Consider the following 23667-nt stretch of genomic DNA (forward strand, 5'->3'; position numbering starts at 1 on the left):
TCCTTGCAGGCAAAAGTCCCTGTATTGGCAAAAAGAACATCTCAAACCTTGTCTTCATTCATTAGTCTTATTCAGGCTCTTGAGGCACCGAAGGTGGCTTAATCGCTTAGTTTGTACTGTATTTAAGACAAGGGATGCTCCATCAAAATCTATGATTTAGGTGGAGAGGTTCACTGAATGGTTTATCCATTATGCTACGGTGTTTGACAAATTGGGAATTAATCATTCGTCGGATGTATTCAAAAAAATAATATCGGTATATCCTAAGGTGCCATAATAGTTTTGCTAATCCCAAATGAGAGAATAGGAGAATGTAAATGGGTCATTTTAAATCTGAAATTGTAAATATTCCTGCCTATCAAGCTGTTGGATCAGAGTGGAGTGGATCTTATAAGGAGATAGGCGAGTTAAAAAAGATGATTTCTACGATGAGAGGGAGAGTGGAGGAACTCATATATACTGTTGAACCAAAGGTACAGTTAGGGGTATCATATCATCTTAGAAGGGATGGATTTGTCCATTACTCCGTCTATGAGGTCAGTGAGGCAACAAATCCCGGATGGAATGATTGTCCATCCATATCCCGGAAATGTCTTATTTGAAGACACATCATGAGAAAGGGGTGAATGTCGAACAAACTTATACAAATGTATCTAACTGGTTTATTGAAAATGATGATTTTAAACCGTATCTGGAGCCTGGCGTGAAATATTATGATAAGTTGCCAATCAAACATGAAAGGTATCCGGTAAATCAAGACCCTACTGACCCACATTTTGATATCTTAATTCCGATAGAAAGAAAAGGCACCAGCAAAATGAGTGAAAGTACATAAACCCTAAGTCAGCTGACCATACTAAACCTATATTTTGGAGGTGAGTGTGTGGATAAAAAAGACTTTCAACAAGCCTATGACGAATACAAAAATCAAGGAGCTGTCCAGGCTCGATTAGAAGCAAGTGAAGTGGTGAGTTCGGGATCAGAGCAGATTGTTGCTGTCCGGAAAAATGAGGACGGTGATATTATTGCGTTCAAGACAAATAGTGGTCGGGAATTAGATTATCTAACGGCTCTTGATGAAGCAAAGGCTGGAAAGCTAGCTGATGTGGATGTATTTCATAGGTATGGTAGAGATATTATCCGTAGTGAACCCGATGGTATAAAAGAAAATAATTTAGACAATTTAGATACCTTTTAGAAGTATGAAAAAACACAAAGCCTGTCCTTTAAGATTACGGACAGGCTAACACTATTATCTGTTCTTCGTTAGATGTTTTCTAAATTATTCCTAAACCTTTAGCTCTTTTCTGAGTGACTTTTTTAGGGGTAAACCCACCTAGTTCAATGATGAATCTATGGTCATTAACTTTCACTATGTAAAAATCATCTAGCTTAGTTCCGCTAATCTGTTGAATTTCCTGCTCTTTAAAGAATTCTACAATTTCAGATCGTGCATGGTCCGGAACATTATTTTTGTTACTTTCCTCTGAATCTGAGAAAACCCGTGCGTTGGTAGTTATGGAGAATTCAGATGCATAATGTTGATTTTCTTCCATGCGGTTATAGATTCCTTGCAGTAGTTTTATAACCTTTGAAAATCCAAAAAAAACAATTCCCCATAGAACTCCAGTAATAAATATCGTCCATCCAATAACACCCTGTAAAGCTCCTAAACTATTATAGGATTGATTTGCGATGTAGTATATCCCGAGAAACAGTCCTAATGTAATTGATATAATCCCTATGACAGTAAAAACAGAGGAAATGTCGTTTTGTCTATCATCCACATAGATCACCTCCAACTACCAATTCGACAAAAAGTCCGCTATCCCTTTTATAAAATATAAAGATCTTTCAAGTTCATTCTGGAATCAAATTGATTTCAAACTACGTTCTATTGTATCTCCTTAGCTCTTGCTAATTTGTTGTTCGACTTGAATATTAAAGATAAAATATAGCTAACATTGATTTCGAAAGGAGCAACAATTTGAGTACATATCCAAATGTAAAAGAGACTAAAGAACTTATTAAAGATCTAGTTTCAATACCAAGTCCATCAGGTAACACAAAAAAAGTGATTGAATTTGTTGAAGAATATTTGACCAATCTAAATGTTGAAACTAAACGAAATCGTAAGGGTGGATTAATAGCAACCTTACCTGGAGCGAATCCACAAGAGCATCGAATGTTGACTGCTCATGTGGATACACTTGGTGCCATCGTGAAAGAGGTAAAGTCAAACGGTCGATTACGACTTGATTTAATAGGTGGCTTTAAGTACAACTCGATTGAGGGAGAATATTGCGAAATTCAAACCACAAGTGGAAACATTTTCACTGGAACAATCCTGATGCACCAAACCTCTGTACATGTATACAAGGATGCAGGTAAAGCCGAGCGTAACCAAGAAAATATCGAAGTCCGAATCGATGCGAAGGTAAATAATCCCGAGGACATTCGTGCACTTGGAATCGAAGTTGGAGATTTTGTGTCGTTTGATCCACGAGTCCAACTTACAGAAAACGGATTTATTAAGTCTCGTCATTTAGACGATAAAGCAAGTGTTGCGATTCTTTTACAACTGATAAAAAGAATCAGACAAGAAAACATCACACTACCGTACACGACCCATTTCTTAATCTCCAATAATGAGGAAATAGGCTACGGTGGTAATTCGAATATTACTCCTGAGACGGTTGAGTACCTAGCTGTTGATATGGGAGCGATGGGCGATGGACAAACAACTGATGAATACACAGTATCCATTTGTGCGAAGGATTCTAGTGGTCCATATCACTATGAATTGCGAAAGCATTTAGTGGATTTAGCTAAAACAAACAACATTGGTTATCAGTTGGATATTTATCCGTACTATGGTTCTGATGCATCTGCAGCTATTCGGGCAGGAAATGATATTATCCATGGTTTGATAGGACCTGGGATCGATTCTTCACATGCATTCGAGCGAACACATGAATCATCATTGGAGCAAACAGAGAGATTGCTCTACAATTATGTTCAATCAAATTTAGTTAGCTATTAAATGAAAAAGACGAGAGGCACCAAAGTGATGTCTCTCGTCTATTTTTATTCTAACCCTTCAATTTCAATATCCTTAACAGGTAGGAAGCCTTCACCAGTATCCAAATAATCGACCGTAGCTCGATCACCTTCTTGTAGATAGATTGCTAATGGGTTGTTTTCTGAAGAAACAATATAGTTCTGTTTATTATTCAACAGGAACGATACAATTGTATAGTTTTCCATTTTTTCTTTATAAACACGCAACACTGTACCACTTACTTGTTTCTGTTCGGCATTCGAACTTCCATCGACACTAGAACCACCACGTTGTAATGCTGTTTTATATGTCTTTAATGCCTGATTCGGGGTATCAGCAAAAGTGGAGATTTCTGGGTTTGCAGCCGACACGATAAAGTAATTTTGTAGAAAGCCGTTAGAGTCCATTACAGGAGTTAACCAGCTAGCTTCTCCGTAAAAGTTATATAAAACAGGCATTTCACCTCTCCACTCTTTTTCAATAAATTTCTTCTCAATAATATCTAGTGCACCTCGTGAATCCATGTATGAATTCTCAAGATTTCCAGTATAGAATATCGCTTCTCCACTTCGTGCGTGCGTAAGGGAGTATCCTAGCATGGAGTCAACGCCTTCTTTTGGACTAGTGAAATCAGTAAAATAGTACATGTCACCATTCTCATCAAAAATTGGACTGACATTAGCTTCTGTACCTTCATCGGAGGGTAACTTCACATCGGATTTAGCAAAAACACTGTTCCAAAATCCGTGGATGTAGTTTCCGTAGTAACTGTTTTGTTTACTAACAGCTTCAGGTGATACAGCTCCATCAATAAATTCAGGAGTATCGTCGACATTATACGATTTAGTGTTACCGTTTTGTGGGTCAACAACAACAACACCTTTTACAGCGAATCCATTTCGTGCTGAAATAAATTCACCATAGGTGCGAACATAAAATGGTTTTCCATTATCATCCACTTCTAATTGGACATCACCATAAAAGATTTGGTTTGGATATTGATTACGAATATGACGAACAATGTTTTTATTAAAATAAGAAGATGGTGTATAAACCATTTCTTCTTGGATAAAAACAGGATTAGCTGAAGAATTGGTTGCACTCAAAGTGAAATAGCCAGGAGTTTGATCTCCGTTCCACCATTTGAAGAATCCCGAAAACTCCACTGGTGCAATATAAACATATTCCCCTGCTACCTTTTGGATTTGAAGATTTCCAAGTTCATAATAACTAGTGTTTGGAACTTGCCCGAATGCCTTTCTCATTTTATTACGAGCGAATTGAGGCGGAACACTTGCGGGTGTTTTCGTTTCATCAAAAGCTTCAATTTCTATTTTTTCATCCATTTGTGCATAATCATATTTTTCATCGGCATTAAAAATAAATGCTGTTAGAAAATAAACTCCAATGATAAGACTTCCTACTAATAAGATCCCCTTTACCAATCTTTCTTTTCCAGATGCAAGGAAGGCACCTGTTGCCGTGACTAGTATAAAAAGTGGCCATATCGATGAGATATTACGATCTAGATTGGTAAAGTAATAGAATCCAAACACCACCGGAATGATAAGAATTACCATTAAGACAAAAGGCCATGAGATAAGATTCTTTTCCTTTTTCTTTGTTTTTCTTTTATTTGAAATTGGAATAATTACAAGTGCTGAGCCTAATCCAACAATTAATGAAAATAAAAGTATGTTTCCCATATGAATGTCTCCTTTAGTAGCTGAATTTACCTGTCTAATGGTAATACGGTTTACTTACATTCAAAGTTTCAGGAAACTTTTTTGTGGATTAGAGAACCCAAAACAAATTCACCCCTCTTTTTTATATTTTTTAAAGAGAGGTTGTTTAAAAAAAGTTGGATACTTCAGATTATAGATTTTTTTCAATGTCTTAGCTTGAAGATAATGTTTTGTTATAGGATCAACTGTATATCAAAGTTAGCTTTTGGTGTCGTAAATCCAGTGGTATAGAGTACGAGAAACTAATATCATAAACACGTGTATAGGTATTGTTCGTAAAGACTGTTTGAAGTTCATCTTTAAGATCCCAAATTTCACCAAGATTTGATCAATCCCTATGAAAGTGATAAGAGTATACATTCTATGTAAAAGACCAGACTTAGTAGTATTCATTACTAAAATAATGTTTAGAAACACACTATATAAAGGTCCTATGATAAAGTGTTCTCTCCAAGTGTGATGATGCCCACGACCAAAACGAATTTCCCGTTTCAATGCAGAAATATATAATAAATTTATTCCTATTACCTCAATAGATAAAAAATGGGCTATTTTAAGTGACCAATCTTTTTTTAGTAATAATGTCTTATAAAATTTATTACTAATAAAAAAATAGATGGGCATTAAGATGACGGTATAAATCGATTTCCACCAGTTAACCTTATATATATTTAACCTTATAAAAAGTTTTTCAATAAACATAAAATAAAAAATAAAACCTAACCTCCATCTCCAACCCTTTTGGAAAATTGTCAAGAAAGTGGTGGTAATGGGAACGAAAATCCCTTGGGATAGGATAGCTCCAAAAATATTATCCAAGTAACGTTTTTTAATGATAGATGGTTTGTATGTATAGGCATTAAATAAATTTAGCACAATGTACTCAAAGAAATAAGCCAATCCCACATTAGATAAGAGAAGCAACCATGTTGTTTTGTCCCTTTTCTGAACAACTAGGAATGCGAGCATTCCTAGATGTATAATTGCTAAAAGAAGAAAAGGAATGGAGTTTCTATTTATGCGTTTTCTTTTCTTCACAATAAATCCCACCTGAAAATCGATTATGTACTTATTATTTGTAAAGAAACATGAAATTATGTTTTTACAGATAAATTTGACAACTAGGCATGAATTAATGTCCCTCTGACATGGTTGGAATATCTTTTATGCTAAGGGTCGCGGTGGCTTTAAAGATCAACAAAACCAAATCGTGAAGGGTGGTAAAATAAAAAAATACTGAGATTATTTACTAAATCTATCTCTAACCTAATAGTTAGGGATTAAAAAATTATGATTGTGAATCTCTATATATTGTCTTGCAGTTCACTGGAGCTTCCAGTTTCAACAATTAACTGTTCTGTTCGACCTAACCCCATATATTCTGCATCGATATTTTTAATGACCGGTAAGTCACGGAGGTCATTGTTAAAGAAATACCAGTACAGTGGCACAACTGCTATTCCGATTGCTGTGCATCCGAAAACAATTTGACTTCCTAGAAATTCGGTTAAAGTTCCCCCGATTAATGACCCGATTGGCATTGCAACGGTGTTAATGCTCATTAACACGGAAAACACTCGTCCCATTAAGTGACTTGGTATAGTGGACTGCAATAAAGCTGCAAACATTACATTGGTCATACCGATGGGAATCCAAGCCATACCGAAAAGAACAATACTAGCAGTTGTCCATGGTACGATTGATGATAATGCCCATAAGGTGGATCCGATTCCAAAGGATACAATTGAAAACATTCCTAATGGAAACTTTTCGGCCCATGAAGCAATTAATGCACCTAGCAGTGACCCTCCAGATAATGCTGCCAAATAATAGCCATATATATGAGAACCACCCAGAAAATCTCCAAGTACTGGTAAGACGGCGATCGTCATACCAATAGCAAAGTTTGCTACAACACTACCAAGAATAATTTTTTCTAATAAACTACCACGAATGAAAGAAACACCTTCTTTTATTTCGTCGACATACTTCTTCATAATTTGTTTAAATTTTTTTGTTTCAGCTTTTTCTTTCTCTCTCTTAGGCTCTGGAATATTGATGGATAAGAATAATATAGCTGCAATAATAAATGTAATCGAATCAATAATGTACAAGGAGATAGCTCCTACAGCTGCCACAAGAATACCAGCAAGGGCATTAAATGTTAGGTCAACACCTTGATAGGCAAAAGAGAAGGCGGAGTTTCCTTTAACAAGTTCATCTTTTGATAATAATTTAGGTAACGCAGCTGATTGAGCGGGATAGGCAACTTGATTCACAAGTGTAGCAAGCGGCATAACAATAAGAATTAGCGTTACGTTTAATAGGTTTAAAAAATGACAAATTGGAATGATAATAATAAGTAAAAACTCGATAACTTGGGAAATAACTAATGTCCATTTTAGCGACCAACGATCGACAAGTGGTCCAACTAAAAATTGAAGCGATTGTGGAAGTAACGTTAAAAAACCAGCAAGACCAGTATAAAAAGCTGATCCACCCAGTTCATAAACAAGCCACATAGCTGCTACAGCATACAGGCTATCTCCTGCATTAGATACTAATCTTCCTAGGAATAAAAAGGTGAAGTTTTTGTTTTTAAATACATTTATCATATTTAGCTCTCCTCGATATTGAAGTTAACTAAATTATAAATTTAATTAATGCAAAACCTAACCATCTAGAATAGTAATTTATATCAGTCTTAAGTTGGATGTGTGGTGATTACCTTCAGGTGATATCTATACGGAAAAACTTGGTTTAATTAGGATCCTAACAGTATAATAGTAAAGTATTAGTGAATTTTTTATAAATATCTCGAGGTGATAATTCTTGTTAACTGCAATAATTATTTTAATAGTACTAGTTATCTTAAATGCTTTTTTTGCTGCATCCGAAATTGCTTTAGTTTCTTTAAATGACAATAAAGTGGAGAAAATGGCAAGTCATGGTGATAAAAAGTCAAAGATGCTACTTCATCTTTTGTCATCTCCAGGTAGATTTCTGGCAACGATTCAAATTGGTATTACATTGGCAGGGTTTTTAGCAAGTGCATTTGCTGCTGGAAGCTTTGCAGAACCGCTTGCACTAACTTTATACAATTTAGGCATCCCACTTTCTTTAGGTATGCTAGAGACTATATCTGTTGTTGCCGTAACTATCATTTTGTCGTATTTTACTTTAGTTATAGGGGAGCTTGTTCCAAAACAGCTAGCTTTGCAAAAATACGAAGCAATAGCTAATTTTGCGGTCATTCCCCTTACTTTTTTGTTTAAAATCAGCTTGCCATTTGTTTGGATCTTAAATATGTCAACGAATGCCATTGTACGTTTATTTGGGGTTGATCCTAATGCTGAAAACGAAGAAGCGACAGAGGAAGAAATAAGAATGATGGTCGATGTTGGTGGTGAGCGGGGAACAATCAATGATAGTGAAAAATTAATGATAAATAAAATCTTTGAATTTAATGATAAGACTGTTTCCGATATTATGACTCATCGAACCGACATGACAGCTTTATCTGTTGATTCTACTTTGCAAGAGACTGCCCAGCTAGTCAACATCAAACGCTATACTCGCTTCCCGGTATATGAGGGTGATATCGATAGAATAGTTGGGGTTTTATTTGCAAAAGATTTAATTCAATTTGTGGAAACAACTGAACATGAGAGTTTTAATTTAAGGGAAATGCTTCGAGGACCATATTTCGTCTTAGAAACGCAGAGGATAGACGCAATTTTTCAGGATATGAAAAAAAATAATGCACATATTGCCATTGTCCTTGATGAGTATGGCGGTACAGATGGACTGATAACAATAGAAGATGTTATTGAGGAGATAGTTGGTGAAATATCTAGTGAGCATGATTATTCAGAGCAAGATGGCGACGGAATAACTGAATTAAGTCCAAAAAACTATAGGATTTCCGGCACTGCTCACCTCTATCAGATAGAAGAAAAACTAGGTGTGGATTTACCTAGCAATGACTATGATACTTTGAATGGTTTTCTTGTTGGGCAACTCGGCTATATCCCCAAAAAAACGGAACAACCAATTATTCAGTATAAAAATGTCACATTCGAGGTAATAGGGATAACTGAGAAGCGGATTGAAGAAGTGAATGTGACACTAGAATAATGAGGAATAGTAATGCCATTTATATATACATTTAAATTAAACCATCGAAAGCTTTATAAAAAATATGTTGACAATATAACTAGAAATAGATTATATTAAATTTACTAATTGAATAGTTCTCCTCAAAGGGGAGTAGCTTTTACAGCAAAGTCGTCATTACGGAGATGTTTATCTCTCGGCTTTGTTGGCAACGATCGTTGTTAGCAAGACCTTTGCCTATTGGTAAAGGTCTTTTTCTGTTTAAAAAACCTTTACCGGTCTCGGTAAGGGTTTTTTTCGTGGAAAAAACATTATCCAGCTATTGAGGCTTTCAATGTAATTAAACATGTAAGGGAGTGTAACGATGAAAAAGGGAAGACTATCATTCTCAGAATTGGTGCAAAGAAACAAAGATGAATTGTTAAGAGATAAACAACAGGTAGCCAAAATAGAAGAAAGAATCGACGAGAAACACGCAGCAAAGAAATAGTTTATTTTGGGAAAGTAAAAACAGAACATAAAAAGGGGACATAAAGTGGAACTTTCAATTTTATTTGAATATGGTTGGGTATTATTATTATTAATTGCTCTGGAAGGTTTGTTGGCAGCAGATAATGCTCTAGTGTTGGCAATTATGGTGAAACATCTTCCTGATGAGCAAAGGAAAAAGGCTCTCTTTTATGGTCTAGCAGGTGCCTTTGTTTTCCGACTAGGATCGTTATTTGTTATTTCTTTTCTTGTCGATGTATGGCAAGTACAGGCAATAGGAGCATTGTACCTATTATTTATCGCTCTCAATCATATCTTCAGGAAGATTTACTTTAAAAAACTAGAAAACCATAGCAAGAAGGAAAAAAAGAAATCAGGATTTTGGGGAACGGTTTTCAAAGTGGAACTAGCAGATATTGCATTTGCTGTTGATTCAATTTTAGCTGCAGTGGCTCTAGCAATGACTTTACCAAATACAAATCTTCCTGCTATAGGTGGGATGGATGGTGGAAAGTTTCTCGTTATATTTGCTGGTGGATTAATCGGTTTAATCATCATGCGATTCGCCGCTAATTACTTTGTGAAATTACTTCACTCTAGGCCGGGACTGGAAATAGCAGCATTTGTTATCGTAGGATGGGTAGGAGTTAAGCTCGCAGTCTTAACATTAAGCCACAAGGATATTGGGGTAATATCTTATGAATTTGCTCATTCTGCTGAGTGGAAACTATTCTTTTATACTGTTCTGATTGGTATTGCTGCATCGGGATGGTTTTTCACAAGAGGCAAAGGAAATGGCAAAGGTGAGATAGCTCTTGATACTACATCAAATTAGTGATCAGGGCTGCTTATAAAAAAAAAATATAATGGGAATCGTTTCTTTTACTATTAAAATAGACTGGTGATGTTCAACTACATCATTGGTCTTTTTTTTTTTTTTAGAAGTTAAAATATGTTACGTTCTAACTTTAAAATTTAGCTAGAATAAGTTAAAATAAAAGTGAACGTATTCATAAATGAATGAATTCACATTCGGGGGTTGTAAATATATGGTCGGTTTACGTGCTGAAAAAAAACAACAAAACCAAATTTCTATTGTTAAGGAAGCGACGAAAAGTTTCTTTGAAAAAGGCTATCAGCAATCAACAATGGCAGAAATTGCAAAGAACGCAAAAGTTGGAACAGGAACAATCTATAATTACTATCCCTCTAAAGGAAAACTGTTATTAGCCGTATTTGAAGATGAGTTTGTTCGTTTGCAAAATGATAAAGGAACAGAAATTGAACTAGATGATGGAAATCTAGTTCAACAGATCACTCGCATCACTGAAATCTTTATGAGCTTCTTAGAGGACTTTCCAAAAAGCTTTTGGCGGGAAATTATACATGTAATGACAGAAGACGCCGAGGAGAGTGAAGGCATTCGACAAGGCCTGTTTGGACTCGATGACGAAATGATGACCATTGTAAAAGGTACAATCGAAAAGCATGAAGATAGCTTTAAAACACAATTTGATTCTACACAAGGTACCCGTGCGATTTATAATATTTTAATGATGCAATTCATGATATTTATTTATGATGATCAAATGACTTATCACCAATTGTTAACTCTGATTAAACAGCAAATTACATTTTTATTTGTTGGGAAGTTAAAAGAGGAAATGGAGGAATAATGAATGGGATTATCAATCCAAAAAGTGAACAAAATCTACCAAAGTGGAGGTACTGAATTCCACGCTTTAAATGATATTAATTTGGAAATTGAGATAGGGGAGATTTGTGTAATTCTTGGTCCTTCTGGATCAGGAAAATCAACATTGTTAAATGCAATAGGTGGGATTGATCAAGTAGAAAGTGGGAGTATTGCCATTAATGATTGGAACGTTTCTTCATTAAAAAATAAACAATTGGTAACGTTCCGACGGGAAATGGTTGGTTTTGTTTTTCAAATGCATAACCTAATACCGAATCTTACGGTCTATGAAAATATTGAATTAGCAGCCAATATAAGTGAAGCTCCATTAAAAATTGACGAAATGATTAAGGCAGTTGGGTTGGAAGGGATGGCTGACCGCTTTCCGCGTGAACTAAGTGGTGGACAACAACAAAGGGTGTCTATTGCAAGAGCTATCGTTAGAAAACCGAAGTTGTTACTTTGTGATGAACCAACTGGTTCGTTGGATTCCAACACCTCTAAGGAAATACTAACATTAATCAAACAGGTAAATAGAAACTACAACACTACAATATTGATAATTACACATAATCAAGCGATTAGTCAGATGGCAGATAGAGTAATCAAATTAAAGGATGGAAGAATTGATTCAGTCAGTGTAAATGATACGGTCTACGAACCTGAAAGGATCGAATGGTAATGACTTTGTGGAAAAAACTATTTCGAACAATGTTAGAGAAAAAGGGTCAGTATGGATCAGCTCTTCTTCTTGTCATTATCAGTTCAATGATTTTCTATTCTTTTACTACAACAGGAGCTAATTTAATTGATAATCTGGATCAGTTTTTTCAAGAGAATAATGTTGAAGATGCACAATTGACTGTATCAAAGCCAATTCAAGATATTCAATCACTAGAGGATAAATTTGATGTAAAAATAGAAGAGCGTTATTCAAAGGATGTTTCATTGGATGACAACACCACCATAAGGTTGCTGGATGCTACAGAGTCAATTAATCAATATGCGCTGATTGAGGGGGCAAGGCTTGAAAAGAAAAATGAACTATTAATTAGTCCTAGTTTCGCTAAAGAGCATAATATGAGTATTGGTGATTCAATTACACTTGAAGGAAAAAGCTTTACGATTGTTGGTAAGATGGCAATACCGGATTATGTTTATCCGTTAAAATCAGTATCAGGTTTTATTACACAACCAGAGAACTTTGGTGCAGCAGTAGTAAACGAATCGGCATTCGAGGATTGGTCAGGCGCTCAATTGTATTATAGTATTATGCTGAACAAACAAAACCAACTAGCTTTAAAATCTTATATTAACCAATCAAATGAAATCATACAATGGACCAATAAACATGATAACAACCGAATTACTTTTATTCGGGGAGATATTCAGGGAATCAAACAAGCAGGAGAAACTTTACCAATTGGATTGCTTGCAATAACCATTGTTATTGTGATGATTTTTTTATGGCGCCTATTAAAAAAAGAATATGTACAGATTGGAACGTTGTATGCGATAGGGTATAAAAAAGCGGAAATAATTTGCCATTATGTTAGTTACTCTATTATTATAGCAGCTCTTGGTAGTACAGTTGGAACAATCCTGGGTTGGTTTTTGATGCAACCATTACTTGATATGTTTTCTGTGTTTTACAGTTTACCTGTTCTGACGATTAAACCCTATTTTATTTATGTGTTAGCGAGTTTATCGTTACCAATAATTTTCTTTGTTCCTTTAACTTATTTCTTAGTTAAAAGAGTATTAAGAACTCCGCCAGTGGTCTTGATGAAGGGTGGAGAATTGAAGACAAAGGTAAATATTTTGGAACGTAAATTTAATAGTAAACGGTTCTCTTTTTCTACTCGTTTTAAAGTACGAGAAGTTTTACGAAGCATCCCCCGTGTTACCTTTTTAACGATAGGTGTAATGTTCGCGACATTACTTATTTTAATTGGATTTGTTACAAATGATTCCTTCAACTATTTGGTGAATGATAATTACCAAAAAGTAAATCAATATAACTACGAATATCTTTTTAATCAAATACGAACCACTGAACCGGAATCCGGTCAAATCGCTGCATCAGCATCTTTTGAAATAGAAAATAAAGACAATCAGACAGTAGTCATCACTGGTCTAAAACCTGATAACACAGCGATTCAATTATCCGATTTAGCTGGTAATTCTCTGTCTTTTGATTCGGTGATTGTTAACAAGGCACTAGCAGATAAGATCGACATTAAGCAAGGTGATTCCTTAACTATTCATAATCAATTAAATAACAAAACCTTTACTATTAAAATAGATCATATAGCTAACTCCTTCCTAGGCGATACTATCTATATGCCGTTGGAAAGATACAATCAATTAAACGGGTATCCAGAAGAGAGCTACACAAAGATTTATTCTAAACAAAAGCTGAATATTGAATCTAACTTATTGCTTGCAACAACAAATACAGATTCAGTAATTAAGGCTTATAATCAATTAGTTAAACCTTTAAAATACATGGTGGGTGGTATAGCCTTAGGTGCAAGTGTGATTGCAGTCATCATCATCTACATTTTAATTTCACTCCTAATTGATGAAAATTCATTTAAGATTTCATTAATGAAAGTAATAGGATACCCGGATAATTCTATTCGTAAGTTAATCATTGACTTCAATCTATGGTTCGTGTTGCTAGGGTTTTTAGTCGGAATTCCAGTAACTCTTTCATCGATGTCAGCTTTTTTAGCTTCAATAACAGCAAAGATGAATTTTTCGATACCAATCAAAGTTGAATGGATTAATATAATAGTTAGCTTAGTTATTATTTTGATCGCATATTTTGTTTCAATTTTATTAAATCAACGAAAATTAAAGAAAATCTCTATGCATGAAGCGATTAATAGAAGCACTGAATAAAGTGTAACTTTAAACAGGAAGAAGCCTTGGATTATCCAAGGCTTCTTTTATAAAAAAACTTTTGTTAAGAACGGATTAATTCCAAATAACCATTTTCTAATGAGACATGAGGTTGGATAGTTTCAACTGGAAAAATAAATGTCCAGGGCATGCTCGTTTTCGGTTCAATTACTAGCGATGGCAATGTAAATGTATGGTTAGCCAATATTTCATTATTCTCGATATAGTGCAACTTTGTACCATCAAAGTTCAAAATCTGATCACTTGTGTTATGGATAAGAACCATCACTAGTAATTCTCCTCTATAATTTTGCGCTTGTGACAATCTGGTTAATTGAATCCCGCTATTGTTAGTTAGATCTAGTTCCGAGAAAATTTGTTCAATTCTTTTTCGGTCTTTTTTAGCGATTGCTTTGTCCCACTTTTCTTCAAATTGAAGCTTTTGCATTGGAAGCATCTCTCCATTCCATCTTAGTTTAACATAGTAGTTGATAAGCCTTTAACTATCAAAATTGTTTGTCATATAATTATGAAACAAAATTGAGATTCAAATCGTACCTTTAATATTAACAATAAAAAGGATGAGGTTCATGGGGAATTCCAACATTTATTTTTCTGATAACTTTTTTTCTTCAGGTATTACAGATATATTCAATGAGAGAAAAGAACAAATTGGTTCTCTTGACTTAAAAAATGCATTTTCATCTAGTGTGGATATACTAGATTCTGACCAAAATATTGTGGTAAAAGGTTTCTTCCCTTTTCTATCAAGGCGTTGGCAGGTAACGGATAGGGATAAAAATGAGATAGGTATGCTTAAGCAACGTTTCTCATTTTTATCAAAAAGGTTTTTCTATATTTCCCAACATACTGGTGAATATGAAATAAAATCAGAAGCATTCTCTAGGGAGTATAGAATACTAGATAATCAAAATACTATAATTGCTGATTTCAAAAGAATTAGTAGTTTTTTTGAAGCCCAGGATATGAGTTAAGTAATCAGTCAGCAAAATTGTCAAATGACGAATTAATCGCAGTCGTCATGGGTGTGAATATGATCATAAAAAGAAATAAGAACACAGCGGCTTCAGGTGGAGCAAATTAAGGCATTCTTCAATTTGAATTTTATAATGTAAATGAAGGGAAGGGTTCGAATGTTATGGAGATAAAAAATGTATCGATTATCGGACTGGGCGCATTAGGAATACTTTATGGAAATCATTTAGCTAAACAAATGCCGAAAGAGAATATAAGGATTATTGCCGATGAGGAGCGGATAAAACGATATCAAAGGGAATCAGTCTATTGTAATGATGAACGCTGTGATTTTGAGTACATGACACCTGAACAGTTATGTGAACCAGCTGATTTAATTATTTTCACCGTAAAATATAGTGGATTACGTAAAGCTATTGAAGCGGTAAGAAATCATGTAGGAGTAGATACGATAATTTTATCTGCGCTAAATGGGATATCCAGTGAAGGTCTAATTGCTCAAGAATACGGTAGAGATAAAGTCTTATATTGTGTTGCGCAGGGGATGGATGCCGTTAAGGAAGGGAATAAACTTACATATAACAATATGGGAATACTTTGCGTCGGCGAACGAGAACCACATTACATCTCGCCGAAGGTTACAAGGCTTGGAGAATTCTTCAATAAAGTGAAACTCCCTTATGAATTAGATAACAATATGATGAAAAGACAATGGGGCAAATTTATGCTTAATGTTGGTGTCAATCAGACCGTTGCTGTGTATGAGAGCAATTATGGTCAGGTTCAAAAACAAGGACAGGCAAGAGATACAATGATTTCTGCCATGAGAGAGGTTATAGCTCTATCTGAATTTGAATCGGTCCATTTAACAGAAGAGGATTTAAATTATTGGTTACAAGTACTAAGCACACTAAATCCAGACAGGAAACCTTCGATGCGCCAAGATTTGGAAGCGCGACGACACAGTGAAGTAGAACTATTTTCTGGCACAGTTTTGGCTTTAGGTGAAAAGTATTGTTTTTCCACACCTGTAAACCAAGAATTGTATCAAAAGATTATAACAATTGAGGAACACTTCTAAGAAAGTTAATTTCCTGGGAAATTAATTTTGATATAACACCCAATAGATGAGTAGTACAACCAGAGAATTGGCATGTACTACCATTTTTTTGCAATTATTCTACCTTATTCATAACTAGAGGATTATACTATCAATAGAACACTAATTTCCTTTCTTTGAGGTGGTTTACATGGGACTAAATCTGTTGAGCATTATTCGATTGATTATGTTTATCTTTATTAGTTATATCTACTATACTTCCTTTGCAGATGATTCCGTTATTCAAAAGACATTTATTATTGTTGCGGTTTTAAGTTTTACAATAAATCATTTTCTTCTGCTAATAACTTCTTTTGGGGAAAAGCACTTCCCATTACTTATCGGTATTGATTTAGTTTTAACGTTAGCTTTTAGTTTTCTGTTTCCTGGTGAAACACTCTTTCTAATTCTAGTGGGTGTCAGCACGGTAACGCTTTTTTTGATGACTAATAACCGGAATATAATAGTGGGATTTGCCATCGCTTTTTTAATAACATGGGCAATTAGTTTGTTTTTTAGTTATCAGGTAACAGGGAAAATTGATATTCTGAGTAATCTAGTTTTCTTTGCTTATATTGTTTTTTCTGCAATTGTTGGTAGTTTAATCCATTGGTTATTGAATGCACAAGAAAAAATAGCCTATCAGTATGATCAATTAAAAGACACTCACACTGATTTAAAGGACGCCCATCAGCAGCTACACATTTACTCTAATAAGGTGGAAAAATTAACACTTATCCAGGAACGCAATCGGATATCAAGGGAAATTCATGATACGGTTGGTCACAAAATGACAGCTCTACTTGTACAGTTACAATTAGCAAAAGAACTCCAGGATATTCAACCAGAAAAAAGTAAAGCTACAATTCAAGTGTGTGAGGAACTTGCGAGAAATGCGCTACAGGAAATACGATTGTCAGTTCACACCTTACAAGAGGATGATGATCAATTTAGTTCTTTTTTAAAAACTACACGAAAGCTTCTTGAAGAATTTGAAAAGATGGCCGGATTGAAGTCTAATTTCCATCTAATAGGCGAACCCTCTAAGATTCCATCCTCAATTCAGTTGAATTTAACACGTGTAATTCAAGAATCAATTACCAATGCAGTAAGACATGGGCAGGCGACAGAATGTGATGTCTTGGTTGAAATTTCAAATAGAATGATCCATACGACTATTGAAGACAATGGATCAGGATCATCAAATGTTAGTCCAGGTTTTGGTTTAACTAATATGAGAGATAGAGTACAGGAACATGGGGGCTCGCTTATTTTTGAAAGTAGAAGGGAACAAGGGTTTATCGTAAAAGCAAGTTTTCCTCTGAAAGAGATTAGATGGAAAGTGGGTAACGTGGATGATAAAAATAATGGTTGTTGATGATCAAGAACTAATGAGAGATGGGCTTGCCACGATTCTAGAACTAAAACCAGAAATCTGTGTGGTTGGTGTAGCATCAAATGGTCAAGAAGCATACGAAAAAGTAAGTGAACTTCAACCAGATATCGTGTTAATGGACATACGCATGCCTATAGCAAATGGTGTACAAGGAACAAGACTTATATCTACTGCCTTTCCTGAAATAAAGGTCTTAATGCTTACAACATTTAAGGATAGCGAACTTATCTTTGAAGCCCTTGAGGAAGGGGCAAGCGGCTATTTGCTAAAGGATATGCCAACAGATTCAATTGTCCAAGCGATTATGACGGTCTATTCAGGTGGAATGGTATTACCGAAAGAGTTAACAGCTGAAATTTTCAAGGAAATGAAACGCAACAAATCACATGATAATTTTTCCTCATCAGCTGATACACCAACTATCATAAATGAATTGACTAACCGAGAGTTAGAGGTGTTAAACAAGCTTGGTCTTGGTTTAAATAATAAGGAGATTTCAGAAAAATTGTTTATATCTGAGGGGACAGTTAAGAACCATGTCTCTCATTTGATTAGTAAACTAGAGGTAAGGGATCGAACACAAGCAGCCATTTTTGCTGTGAGGTATGGTATCACCACTTTTGATATATGACTTTTGGCATAGTGCCCTGTGAAATACAGCTAATCTAGCTGTATTTTTTTATGGAAAAATCTATCAGACGACAGATTTGTCAATCTCAAATCAGGACTATAATCAATATAACAGAAAATTTGATTCACTATAGACAAATAGAATTTGAAAAGGAAGTGAGCAGCTTGCTAGAAGTTAAAAATATTAAGAAGAGTTATGGAAAAATGAAGATAGTAGACAATGTCTCATTTACTATTGAAAAGGGTGAATCGTTTGGTTTGCTCGGTCCTAATGGTGCTGGGAAATCGACTACCATCTCAATGATTTGTGGCCTTATTCCTTATGATCAGGGTGAAATTACAATCAGTGGAAACTCCGTCAAAAAAAGTCCGATGGCGATTAAGAAAAAAATTGGAGTGGTACCGCAAGAAATAGCTCTATATCCAACTATGTCTGCAAGAGATAATCTTCTTTTTTGGGGAAAACTTTATGGATTATCAGGATCACAAGCGTCTAAACGTGCAGCGGAGGTTTTAGAATTTGTTGGCTTAAAGGATCGTGCAAAGGGAAAAATTGAAACATTTTCCGGTGGGATGAAACGAAGAATAAATATTGGAGCTGCTTTAATGCATGAACCCGAAGTACTAATTATGGATGAACCAACTGTTGGGATTGACCCGCAATCTAGGAATCATATTTTAGAAACAGTTAAAAAGTTAAACGAAAAAGGAATAACAATCATTTATACGAGTCATTACATGGAAGAGGTTGAATATTTGTGTAACCGTGTTGGAATTATGGACCACGGTCAAATTATTGCTTTGGGTACTCAGCTAGAGCTCTGTAAACGACTAGGAGGAGGATCAATAGTTCAATTAACTGTTGAAAATCACACGGAACAAGGAGTTGAAGCAATTAATATTCTCGAGAGTGTAGAAAAAATTTTACCGCAGGAAGATGGAATGGTACTAGACATATTTGTTCAAAATCCTCATGGGGCTTTGGGTCAAATTGTAACAACAGCAGTAAATCAAGGGATAAGGATATTATCTGTTAATGTTCAAGAACCGAATTTAGAATCTTTGTTTTTACAATTAACAGGGCGATCACTTAGAGATTAGGGAGGTGGAGTTACGATGAAATTTTTCATAATATCGTTTAAAGACTTTAAAGTTCGTATTAGCGATAAAAAGGGTTTTATTAGTTTATTAGTTATGCCAATCATCTTAACTGCTATTCTTGGATCTGCATTAAGTGGTATGTTCAGTGGAAATGCCTTCATGCCTCATACAACTGTTGGTGTCGTTGTGTATTCAGAGGATAACTTAACAAGGCAGTTTCTCGATGAAGTATTACAAGGAGAGGAGCTAAAAGATACGATAAGCTTGAAAACTTTTGATTCGGAAAAAAGTCTAAAAGCGGAAGTCAAGCAGCAGAAGGTTGATGTAGGGTTGTTAATTCCTTTGGGGTGGGGGAATGGTCTGTTGACTGGTGAGATAAGGGATCTCAAAGTTTTTGCTGACCCTGGACAGGAACTTCAATCATCAATTATTGAATCTATTTCCACTTCTTTTATTGAAAGTGTGACCTCAGTATCTATTTCTTCTAGAGTGTTTTCTACCCACCTTGCAACGACAGCTTCTACATCCGCTCAACAATTTGATGTTGAAGAAGCTAGCACGGATGTTACTAATCAACTTGCAATAATTGCTGGTACTAATCGACAATCAGTAGTAATGGAAGAGGAAGGGAAGCCTGCTATTTCCGGGATGCAGTATTATTCAGCTGCGATGGGTGCAATGTTTGTGTTATTCAATGCAACTATTGGGGCGAAGTCTATTATCCAGGAACGAACTACGGAAACTTTGGCTAGGTTGATGAACGGTCCAATTAGACGCTATTCAATAATTCTAGGAAAGTTTTTAGGAACATTATACTTATCTTTCCTTCAGTTTATTGTATTTATTACATCTACACATTTTTTATTTGGTGTTGATTGGGGAAATAATCTTTTACAAACAGTTGTAATTGGTTTGGCTTATTCGGTAGCAGTTTCTGGTTTAGCGATGATCATTGCAGGTTTAATAACAGAAGAAAAAACTGCAGATACGGTTGGTGGGATTGGTGTTCAAATCTTTGCTTTACTTGGAGGGTCAATGATTCCAATTGCAGCATTTCCAGGAGTATTACAACAACTAGCCAATTTCACTCCAAATAAATGGGTGTTGGAAAGTTTGGTAGAGATTATGAACGGAACAACCTGGAACTCACTTATTTTACCTATAACCATATTAGTATTAACTGGATTTGTTTCCTTAGTTTTAGGGTCGCTAAGAATGAAGCTTAGATAGGAGTGGAAAGATGAAAAAAATACTGGCAATTGCTGTATTTGAATTAAAAAAAGTATTTAAAAATCCACATTCATATATCCTAATGTTTGGAATGCCACTATTGTTCACCTTAATTTTCGGAGGACTATTAACGAATGGTGAAGAAGTAAAACCGAGTATTATAGTGGTAGATAATGATGAATCTAGATTATCGCAAGCATTTATTGATGATGTTAAAAATAAGAATTTCATGAGTGTAAGCATTGCAAGCTTTGAACATGCTGATACCGAATTCAACGATAGTAATATATCTGGATATGTTCAAATCGATCGAGGATTTGAAGAAAAGATGCTAAAGGGAGAAAGTCCCGTCATCCTATTTAAACATTCGCCTTCCTTCAATGGTACAATTATGGTTAACCAAATTCTTACTAACAGTGTTAAAAGGGTAAAGATTGGAGCTACTGCCTCCATGGCATATAGTGCAATAACTGGCGACAACAAAGAGAATATTCACGAGGATATCCTAAGTGAATTAGTGGCGACATCAAATGGTATAGAGATAACACTTATAACAAAAAGTGAAGAGTTAGTTACGATGAACAATATGTCCGCTCGGTCAGCGGGATTTACCATTATGTTTGTTATGATGGCTACGCTGATTAGCACAGGGGTTATTTTAGAGGCTAAACAAACGGGTGTCTGGTATCGATTAATGTCTACACCTATAGCAAAATTAGAACTAATATTAGGGTATCTTTTAGCATTCTTCTTAATTGGCTGGGTTCAATTTGGTATATTAATGCTTGCTTCAACAGTCTTGTTTGATGTTTATTGGGGTAATATACTAGGCAACATTGTTCTGATATCCTCGATACTTTTATCTACTATTGGAATAGGACTGTTTATTGCTGGATTGGTGAGAACGACAGAACAGCAAGCAGTATTCGGAAATCTTGTGATTATATCGACTTGTATGCTGGGTGGAGTATTCTGGCCACTTGAAATAGTTCCAGATTTTATGCTGCAAGTAGCAAAATTCGTACCACAATATTGGGCGCTAGAAGGATTTACAGAGTTAGCTGTGAGAGGAGGTACAGTGGTGGATATCTTGGGGCAAATTATCATTTTACTAGCATTCACAGTATTGTTCTTAGGTGTTGGATTGACCAGAGTACGCTTTGAATAGATAGTCTAGCGGATTACCTTTCTAAAATTCATAGAAGGGTTGTTAATTAGGAATGCAGAATAAATAATAACAATTAATAGTACTAAGGAGAATAATGTATGATTGCTTATTATGGAGAACTTTGCACAAAGATGTATGAAAGTGATAAATCTCTTGCAGAGGGGAAAGAACTAAACTTTTATCTTTCATTTGTTAAGGATAACATGAGGGTACTAGAGCCCATGTGTGGTAACGGTAGAATGCTTATTCCTTTTTTAAAGAGAGGGATTGATATCGAAGGTTTTGATATCTCTGAAGAGATGCTCAGGGTTTGTAAGGAAAAAGGAAGAAAGTTGAACCTTAGCCCCGTTGTGTTTACTGAAAAAATAGAAGAGTTTAGCCGTGATGAAAAATATGATTTAATTATAATTCCGTTTGGCTCTTTTTCGCTTTTGCCAAATCACTTGGTACATGAAAGTCTTGAAAATATGAGAACTATTTTAAAAGAAGATGGAAAATTTCTCTTAACAGTAATGATTAATAACAGTGAAACAGTAGAGAATCAGGAATGGGCTGAAACAAATAGGAAAAAATTTGATCAGGAAACAATTATTGAATATAAAACTGTACGATACAATGAAGAAAGCTTGTTAAATATAAAATTGAAATATCAATCGATTCAAGGTGATTTGGTGACCAAAACTGAACTAATGGACTTTCCAATTCGCCTTTATGAGGTAGAGGAGTTTCAAGATTTGTTACGGGTTAATGGTTTCAATCGTATTGTTGTGCATGATGTGAAAAACGGATACGGACATGGCAGTTCATTTCAAGTGTTTGAATGTGGAATATAAGTGAAACTATATTATGAAAAATGAATTTTTGGAACTCTGAATAAAAACATTAGTTAAATGATTTGTTGTCCAGATAGCATCGTTAATAAAGGTTCTTTAGTTAAGATGGTGTTTTAACTGAGGATAATTTCTCATTAAATACAAATTTTTTTAAAAAATAGAGAGATATAAAGTGTAGATGATTTATTGTAAATGCATCTTTTTAGTTTCTCGTTGAGTGAAAAGAGGTAACAGGTTTAAATAGAGTTGAGAGTGATTGGATTATATAATCACTTTTCACTCTTCTTCCTCTACCTCTTCATTATCCAAATCAACATCTTCTAGCTCAAGCCATGATAGCATTTCTTTTACTACCGTATTTATTTTTTCATCGACCATAGTTTCACCGAATTTTTTCTTTGCACGTTCTATGTTTTCGATAACGTCTTCACCAAATCGGATTATAGGATCATCATTTTCGATATTGTTAAAAAGATCAATAACTTCATCTAATGCTTTATCGAATCTTTTTCTTTCTAGTTCAGTGGCCTTCATGTTTTATCACCTATTAATTAGGATGTCCTAAAAAAATGATTATAACGGTGAAGGATTAATTTAGTATGTTTATCTAAATATGATGTAAGAATAAAGATCAAATTAACAAGTTACTTCCTTATTATATAGATATAAAAATTATCATTACATTTAATTATAGTCTCTATAGGCGAAACAATCCTGTGATTCATTGCTTGTTAACCGCCTATAACATTTGGGATAAAATGGTTACTATGATTCTATTGAAATGGTGAAAGAATCATGTTATATTATTAATCTGCCTTTGAGAGAAGCGCAGGGCAATTGAGAAGCAAGACAAAATCAAATCAACACATTGAAAATTAAAATAGTAAACTTGTTGACTTTGATAATAAAACGTGTTATATTTATTGAGTCGCCTAATTAAGCGGCAAGGTAAAAAACGAAAAATATTATATAAAAAGTTGTTGACTTTATCAAATTAACTTGATATAATATATAAGCTGTCGCAAAAACGACCGCAACTATTGATCCTTGAAAACTGAACGAAACAACCAGTATGTGAAGTAAGAAATTAAGCTAGTTTTTTGAACGAGCAATCAAGCTCATAAACTTTATGGAGAGTTTGATCTTGGCTCAGGACGAACGCTGGCGGCGTGCCTAATACATGCAAGTCGAGCGCAGGAA

Annotated in this window: 24 protein-coding genes and 1 rRNA gene; 19 read left to right on the plus strand and 6 right to left on the minus strand. The window is 34.9% G+C overall.

What is annotated here, in order from left to right:
• Positions 1-317: 317 nt before the first annotated feature.
• Genes GH741_RS22010 through GH741_RS20620 form a run of 3 tightly spaced genes read left to right on the plus strand, consistent with a single transcriptional unit; the run spans position 318 to position 1198 of the window.
• Entirely contained in the window at positions 318-602 is a 285-nt protein-coding gene (locus GH741_RS22010; protein ID WP_240795582.1) for a GyrI-like domain-containing protein, read from the plus strand.
• Complete coding sequence (locus GH741_RS22015) at positions 599-835, plus strand: hypothetical protein (RefSeq protein WP_240795583.1); 237 nt, start codon at positions 599-601, stop codon at positions 833-835. Before GH741_RS22010 ends, GH741_RS22015 begins: the two co-directional genes overlap by 4 nt.
• Before the next feature lie 48 nt (positions 836-883).
• On the plus strand, positions 884-1198 hold the full coding sequence (locus tag GH741_RS20620) for a DUF3892 domain-containing protein (RefSeq protein ID WP_338079591.1): 315 nt from the start codon (positions 884-886) through the stop codon (positions 1196-1198).
• 79 nt (positions 1199-1277) lie between these two features.
• On the opposite strand, the gene GH741_RS20625 is transcribed toward GH741_RS20620, so the two are convergent.
• Complete coding sequence (locus GH741_RS20625; RefSeq protein WP_153738646.1) at positions 1278-1787, minus strand: hypothetical protein; 510 nt, start codon at positions 1785-1787, stop codon at positions 1278-1280.
• Between the two features lie 200 nt (positions 1788-1987).
• Between GH741_RS20625 and GH741_RS20630 the strand changes: the two genes are divergently transcribed.
• On the plus strand, positions 1988-3043 hold the full coding sequence (locus GH741_RS20630; protein WP_153738647.1) for a M42 family metallopeptidase: 1056 nt from the start codon (positions 1988-1990) through the stop codon (positions 3041-3043).
• 44 nt (positions 3044-3087) lie between these two features.
• On the opposite strand, the gene GH741_RS20635 is transcribed toward GH741_RS20630, so the two are convergent.
• The 3 genes from GH741_RS20635 to GH741_RS20645 form a co-directional block, all read right to left on the minus strand.
• A complete protein-coding gene (locus tag GH741_RS20635; protein WP_153738648.1) occupies positions 3088-4767 on the minus strand; it encodes a hypothetical protein in 1680 nt (559 codons plus the stop codon).
• Positions 4768-5004: 237 nt separating this feature from the next.
• Complete coding sequence (locus GH741_RS20640) at positions 5005-5844, minus strand: hypothetical protein (protein WP_153738649.1); 840 nt, start codon at positions 5842-5844, stop codon at positions 5005-5007.
• A 266-nt stretch (positions 5845-6110) separates the two neighbouring features.
• A complete protein-coding gene (locus tag GH741_RS20645) occupies positions 6111-7418 on the minus strand; it encodes an MFS transporter (protein WP_420809420.1) in 1308 nt (435 codons plus the stop codon).
• A 220-nt stretch (positions 7419-7638) separates the two neighbouring features.
• On the opposite strand from GH741_RS20645, the gene GH741_RS20650 reads away from it, so the two are divergent.
• From GH741_RS20650 to GH741_RS20675, 6 genes are all read left to right on the plus strand, one after another.
• Positions 7639-8943 carry a hemolysin family protein gene (locus GH741_RS20650; RefSeq protein ID WP_153738651.1) on the plus strand — a complete coding sequence of 435 codons (1305 nt, stop codon included), beginning with the start codon at positions 7639-7641 and terminating at the stop codon, positions 8941-8943.
• Positions 8944-9286: 343 nt separating this feature from the next.
• Complete coding sequence (locus GH741_RS20655; RefSeq protein WP_153738652.1) at positions 9287-9412, plus strand: FbpB family small basic protein; 126 nt, start codon at positions 9287-9289, stop codon at positions 9410-9412.
• A gap of 45 nt (positions 9413-9457) precedes the next feature.
• Positions 9458-10246, plus strand: coding sequence for a TerC family protein (locus GH741_RS20660; RefSeq protein ID WP_338079592.1), 789 nt, complete (start codon positions 9458-9460; stop codon positions 10244-10246).
• Between the two features lie 214 nt (positions 10247-10460).
• Positions 10461-11087 carry a TetR/AcrR family transcriptional regulator gene (locus tag GH741_RS20665; protein WP_170287679.1) on the plus strand — a complete coding sequence of 209 codons (627 nt, stop codon included), beginning with the start codon at positions 10461-10463 and terminating at the stop codon, positions 11085-11087.
• Between the two features lie 3 nt (positions 11088-11090).
• Positions 11091-11789, plus strand: coding sequence for an ABC transporter ATP-binding protein (locus GH741_RS20670; protein ID WP_153738654.1), 699 nt, complete (start codon positions 11091-11093; stop codon positions 11787-11789).
• A gap of 29 nt (positions 11790-11818) precedes the next feature.
• Complete coding sequence (locus GH741_RS20675; protein ID WP_170287680.1) at positions 11819-14014, plus strand: ABC transporter permease; 2196 nt, start codon at positions 11819-11821, stop codon at positions 14012-14014.
• Positions 14015-14078: 64 nt separating this feature from the next.
• Here the strand turns inward: GH741_RS20675 and GH741_RS20680 are convergent, their stop codons facing one another.
• On the minus strand, positions 14079-14462 hold the full coding sequence (locus GH741_RS20680) for an SLAP domain-containing protein (protein WP_153738656.1): 384 nt from the start codon (positions 14460-14462) through the stop codon (positions 14079-14081).
• Between the two features lie 142 nt (positions 14463-14604).
• Between GH741_RS20680 and GH741_RS20685 the strand changes: the two genes are divergently transcribed.
• From GH741_RS20685 to GH741_RS20720, 8 genes are all read left to right on the plus strand, one after another.
• On the plus strand, positions 14605-15009 hold the full coding sequence (locus GH741_RS20685; RefSeq protein WP_153738657.1) for an LURP-one-related family protein: 405 nt from the start codon (positions 14605-14607) through the stop codon (positions 15007-15009).
• A 164-nt stretch (positions 15010-15173) separates the two neighbouring features.
• A complete protein-coding gene (locus GH741_RS20690; RefSeq protein WP_153738658.1) occupies positions 15174-16091 on the plus strand; it encodes a ketopantoate reductase family protein in 918 nt (305 codons plus the stop codon).
• A 169-nt stretch (positions 16092-16260) separates the two neighbouring features.
• Complete coding sequence (locus GH741_RS20695; protein WP_153738659.1) at positions 16261-17487, plus strand: sensor histidine kinase; 1227 nt, start codon at positions 16261-16263, stop codon at positions 17485-17487.
• Positions 17465-18136 carry a response regulator gene (locus tag GH741_RS20700; RefSeq protein WP_153738660.1) on the plus strand — a complete coding sequence of 224 codons (672 nt, stop codon included), beginning with the start codon at positions 17465-17467 and terminating at the stop codon, positions 18134-18136. Before GH741_RS20695 ends, GH741_RS20700 begins: the two co-directional genes overlap by 23 nt.
• Positions 18137-18300: 164 nt before the next feature.
• Positions 18301-19236, plus strand: coding sequence for an ABC transporter ATP-binding protein (locus GH741_RS20705; RefSeq protein WP_153738661.1), 936 nt, complete (start codon positions 18301-18303; stop codon positions 19234-19236).
• A 15-nt stretch (positions 19237-19251) separates the two neighbouring features.
• The gene (locus tag GH741_RS20710) at positions 19252-20466 is read left to right on the plus strand and encodes an ABC transporter permease (RefSeq protein ID WP_153738662.1); all 1215 of its coding nucleotides are present in this window, start codon (positions 19252-19254) and stop codon (positions 20464-20466) included.
• 10 nt (positions 20467-20476) lie between these two features.
• Entirely contained in the window at positions 20477-21634 is a 1158-nt protein-coding gene (locus tag GH741_RS20715) for an ABC transporter permease (RefSeq protein WP_153738663.1), read from the plus strand.
• Between the two features lie 98 nt (positions 21635-21732).
• A complete protein-coding gene (locus tag GH741_RS20720) occupies positions 21733-22467 on the plus strand; it encodes a class I SAM-dependent methyltransferase (protein ID WP_153738664.1) in 735 nt (244 codons plus the stop codon).
• Between the two features lie 276 nt (positions 22468-22743).
• On the opposite strand, the gene GH741_RS20725 is transcribed toward GH741_RS20720, so the two are convergent.
• Complete coding sequence (locus tag GH741_RS20725) at positions 22744-23001, minus strand: atypical membrane-integrating protein (Mistic protein) (protein WP_153738665.1); 258 nt, start codon at positions 22999-23001, stop codon at positions 22744-22746.
• 592 nt (positions 23002-23593) lie between these two features.
• On the opposite strand from GH741_RS20725, the gene GH741_RS20730 reads away from it, so the two are divergent.
• Positions 23594-23667 (plus strand): 16S ribosomal RNA (locus tag GH741_RS20730); the annotation flags it as partial.

Origin of the sequence: Aquibacillus halophilus (assembly GCF_009649745.1) — a bacterium.
GTDB classification, from domain to species: domain Bacteria; phylum Bacillota; class Bacilli; order Bacillales; family Amphibacillaceae; genus Aquibacillus; species Aquibacillus halophilus.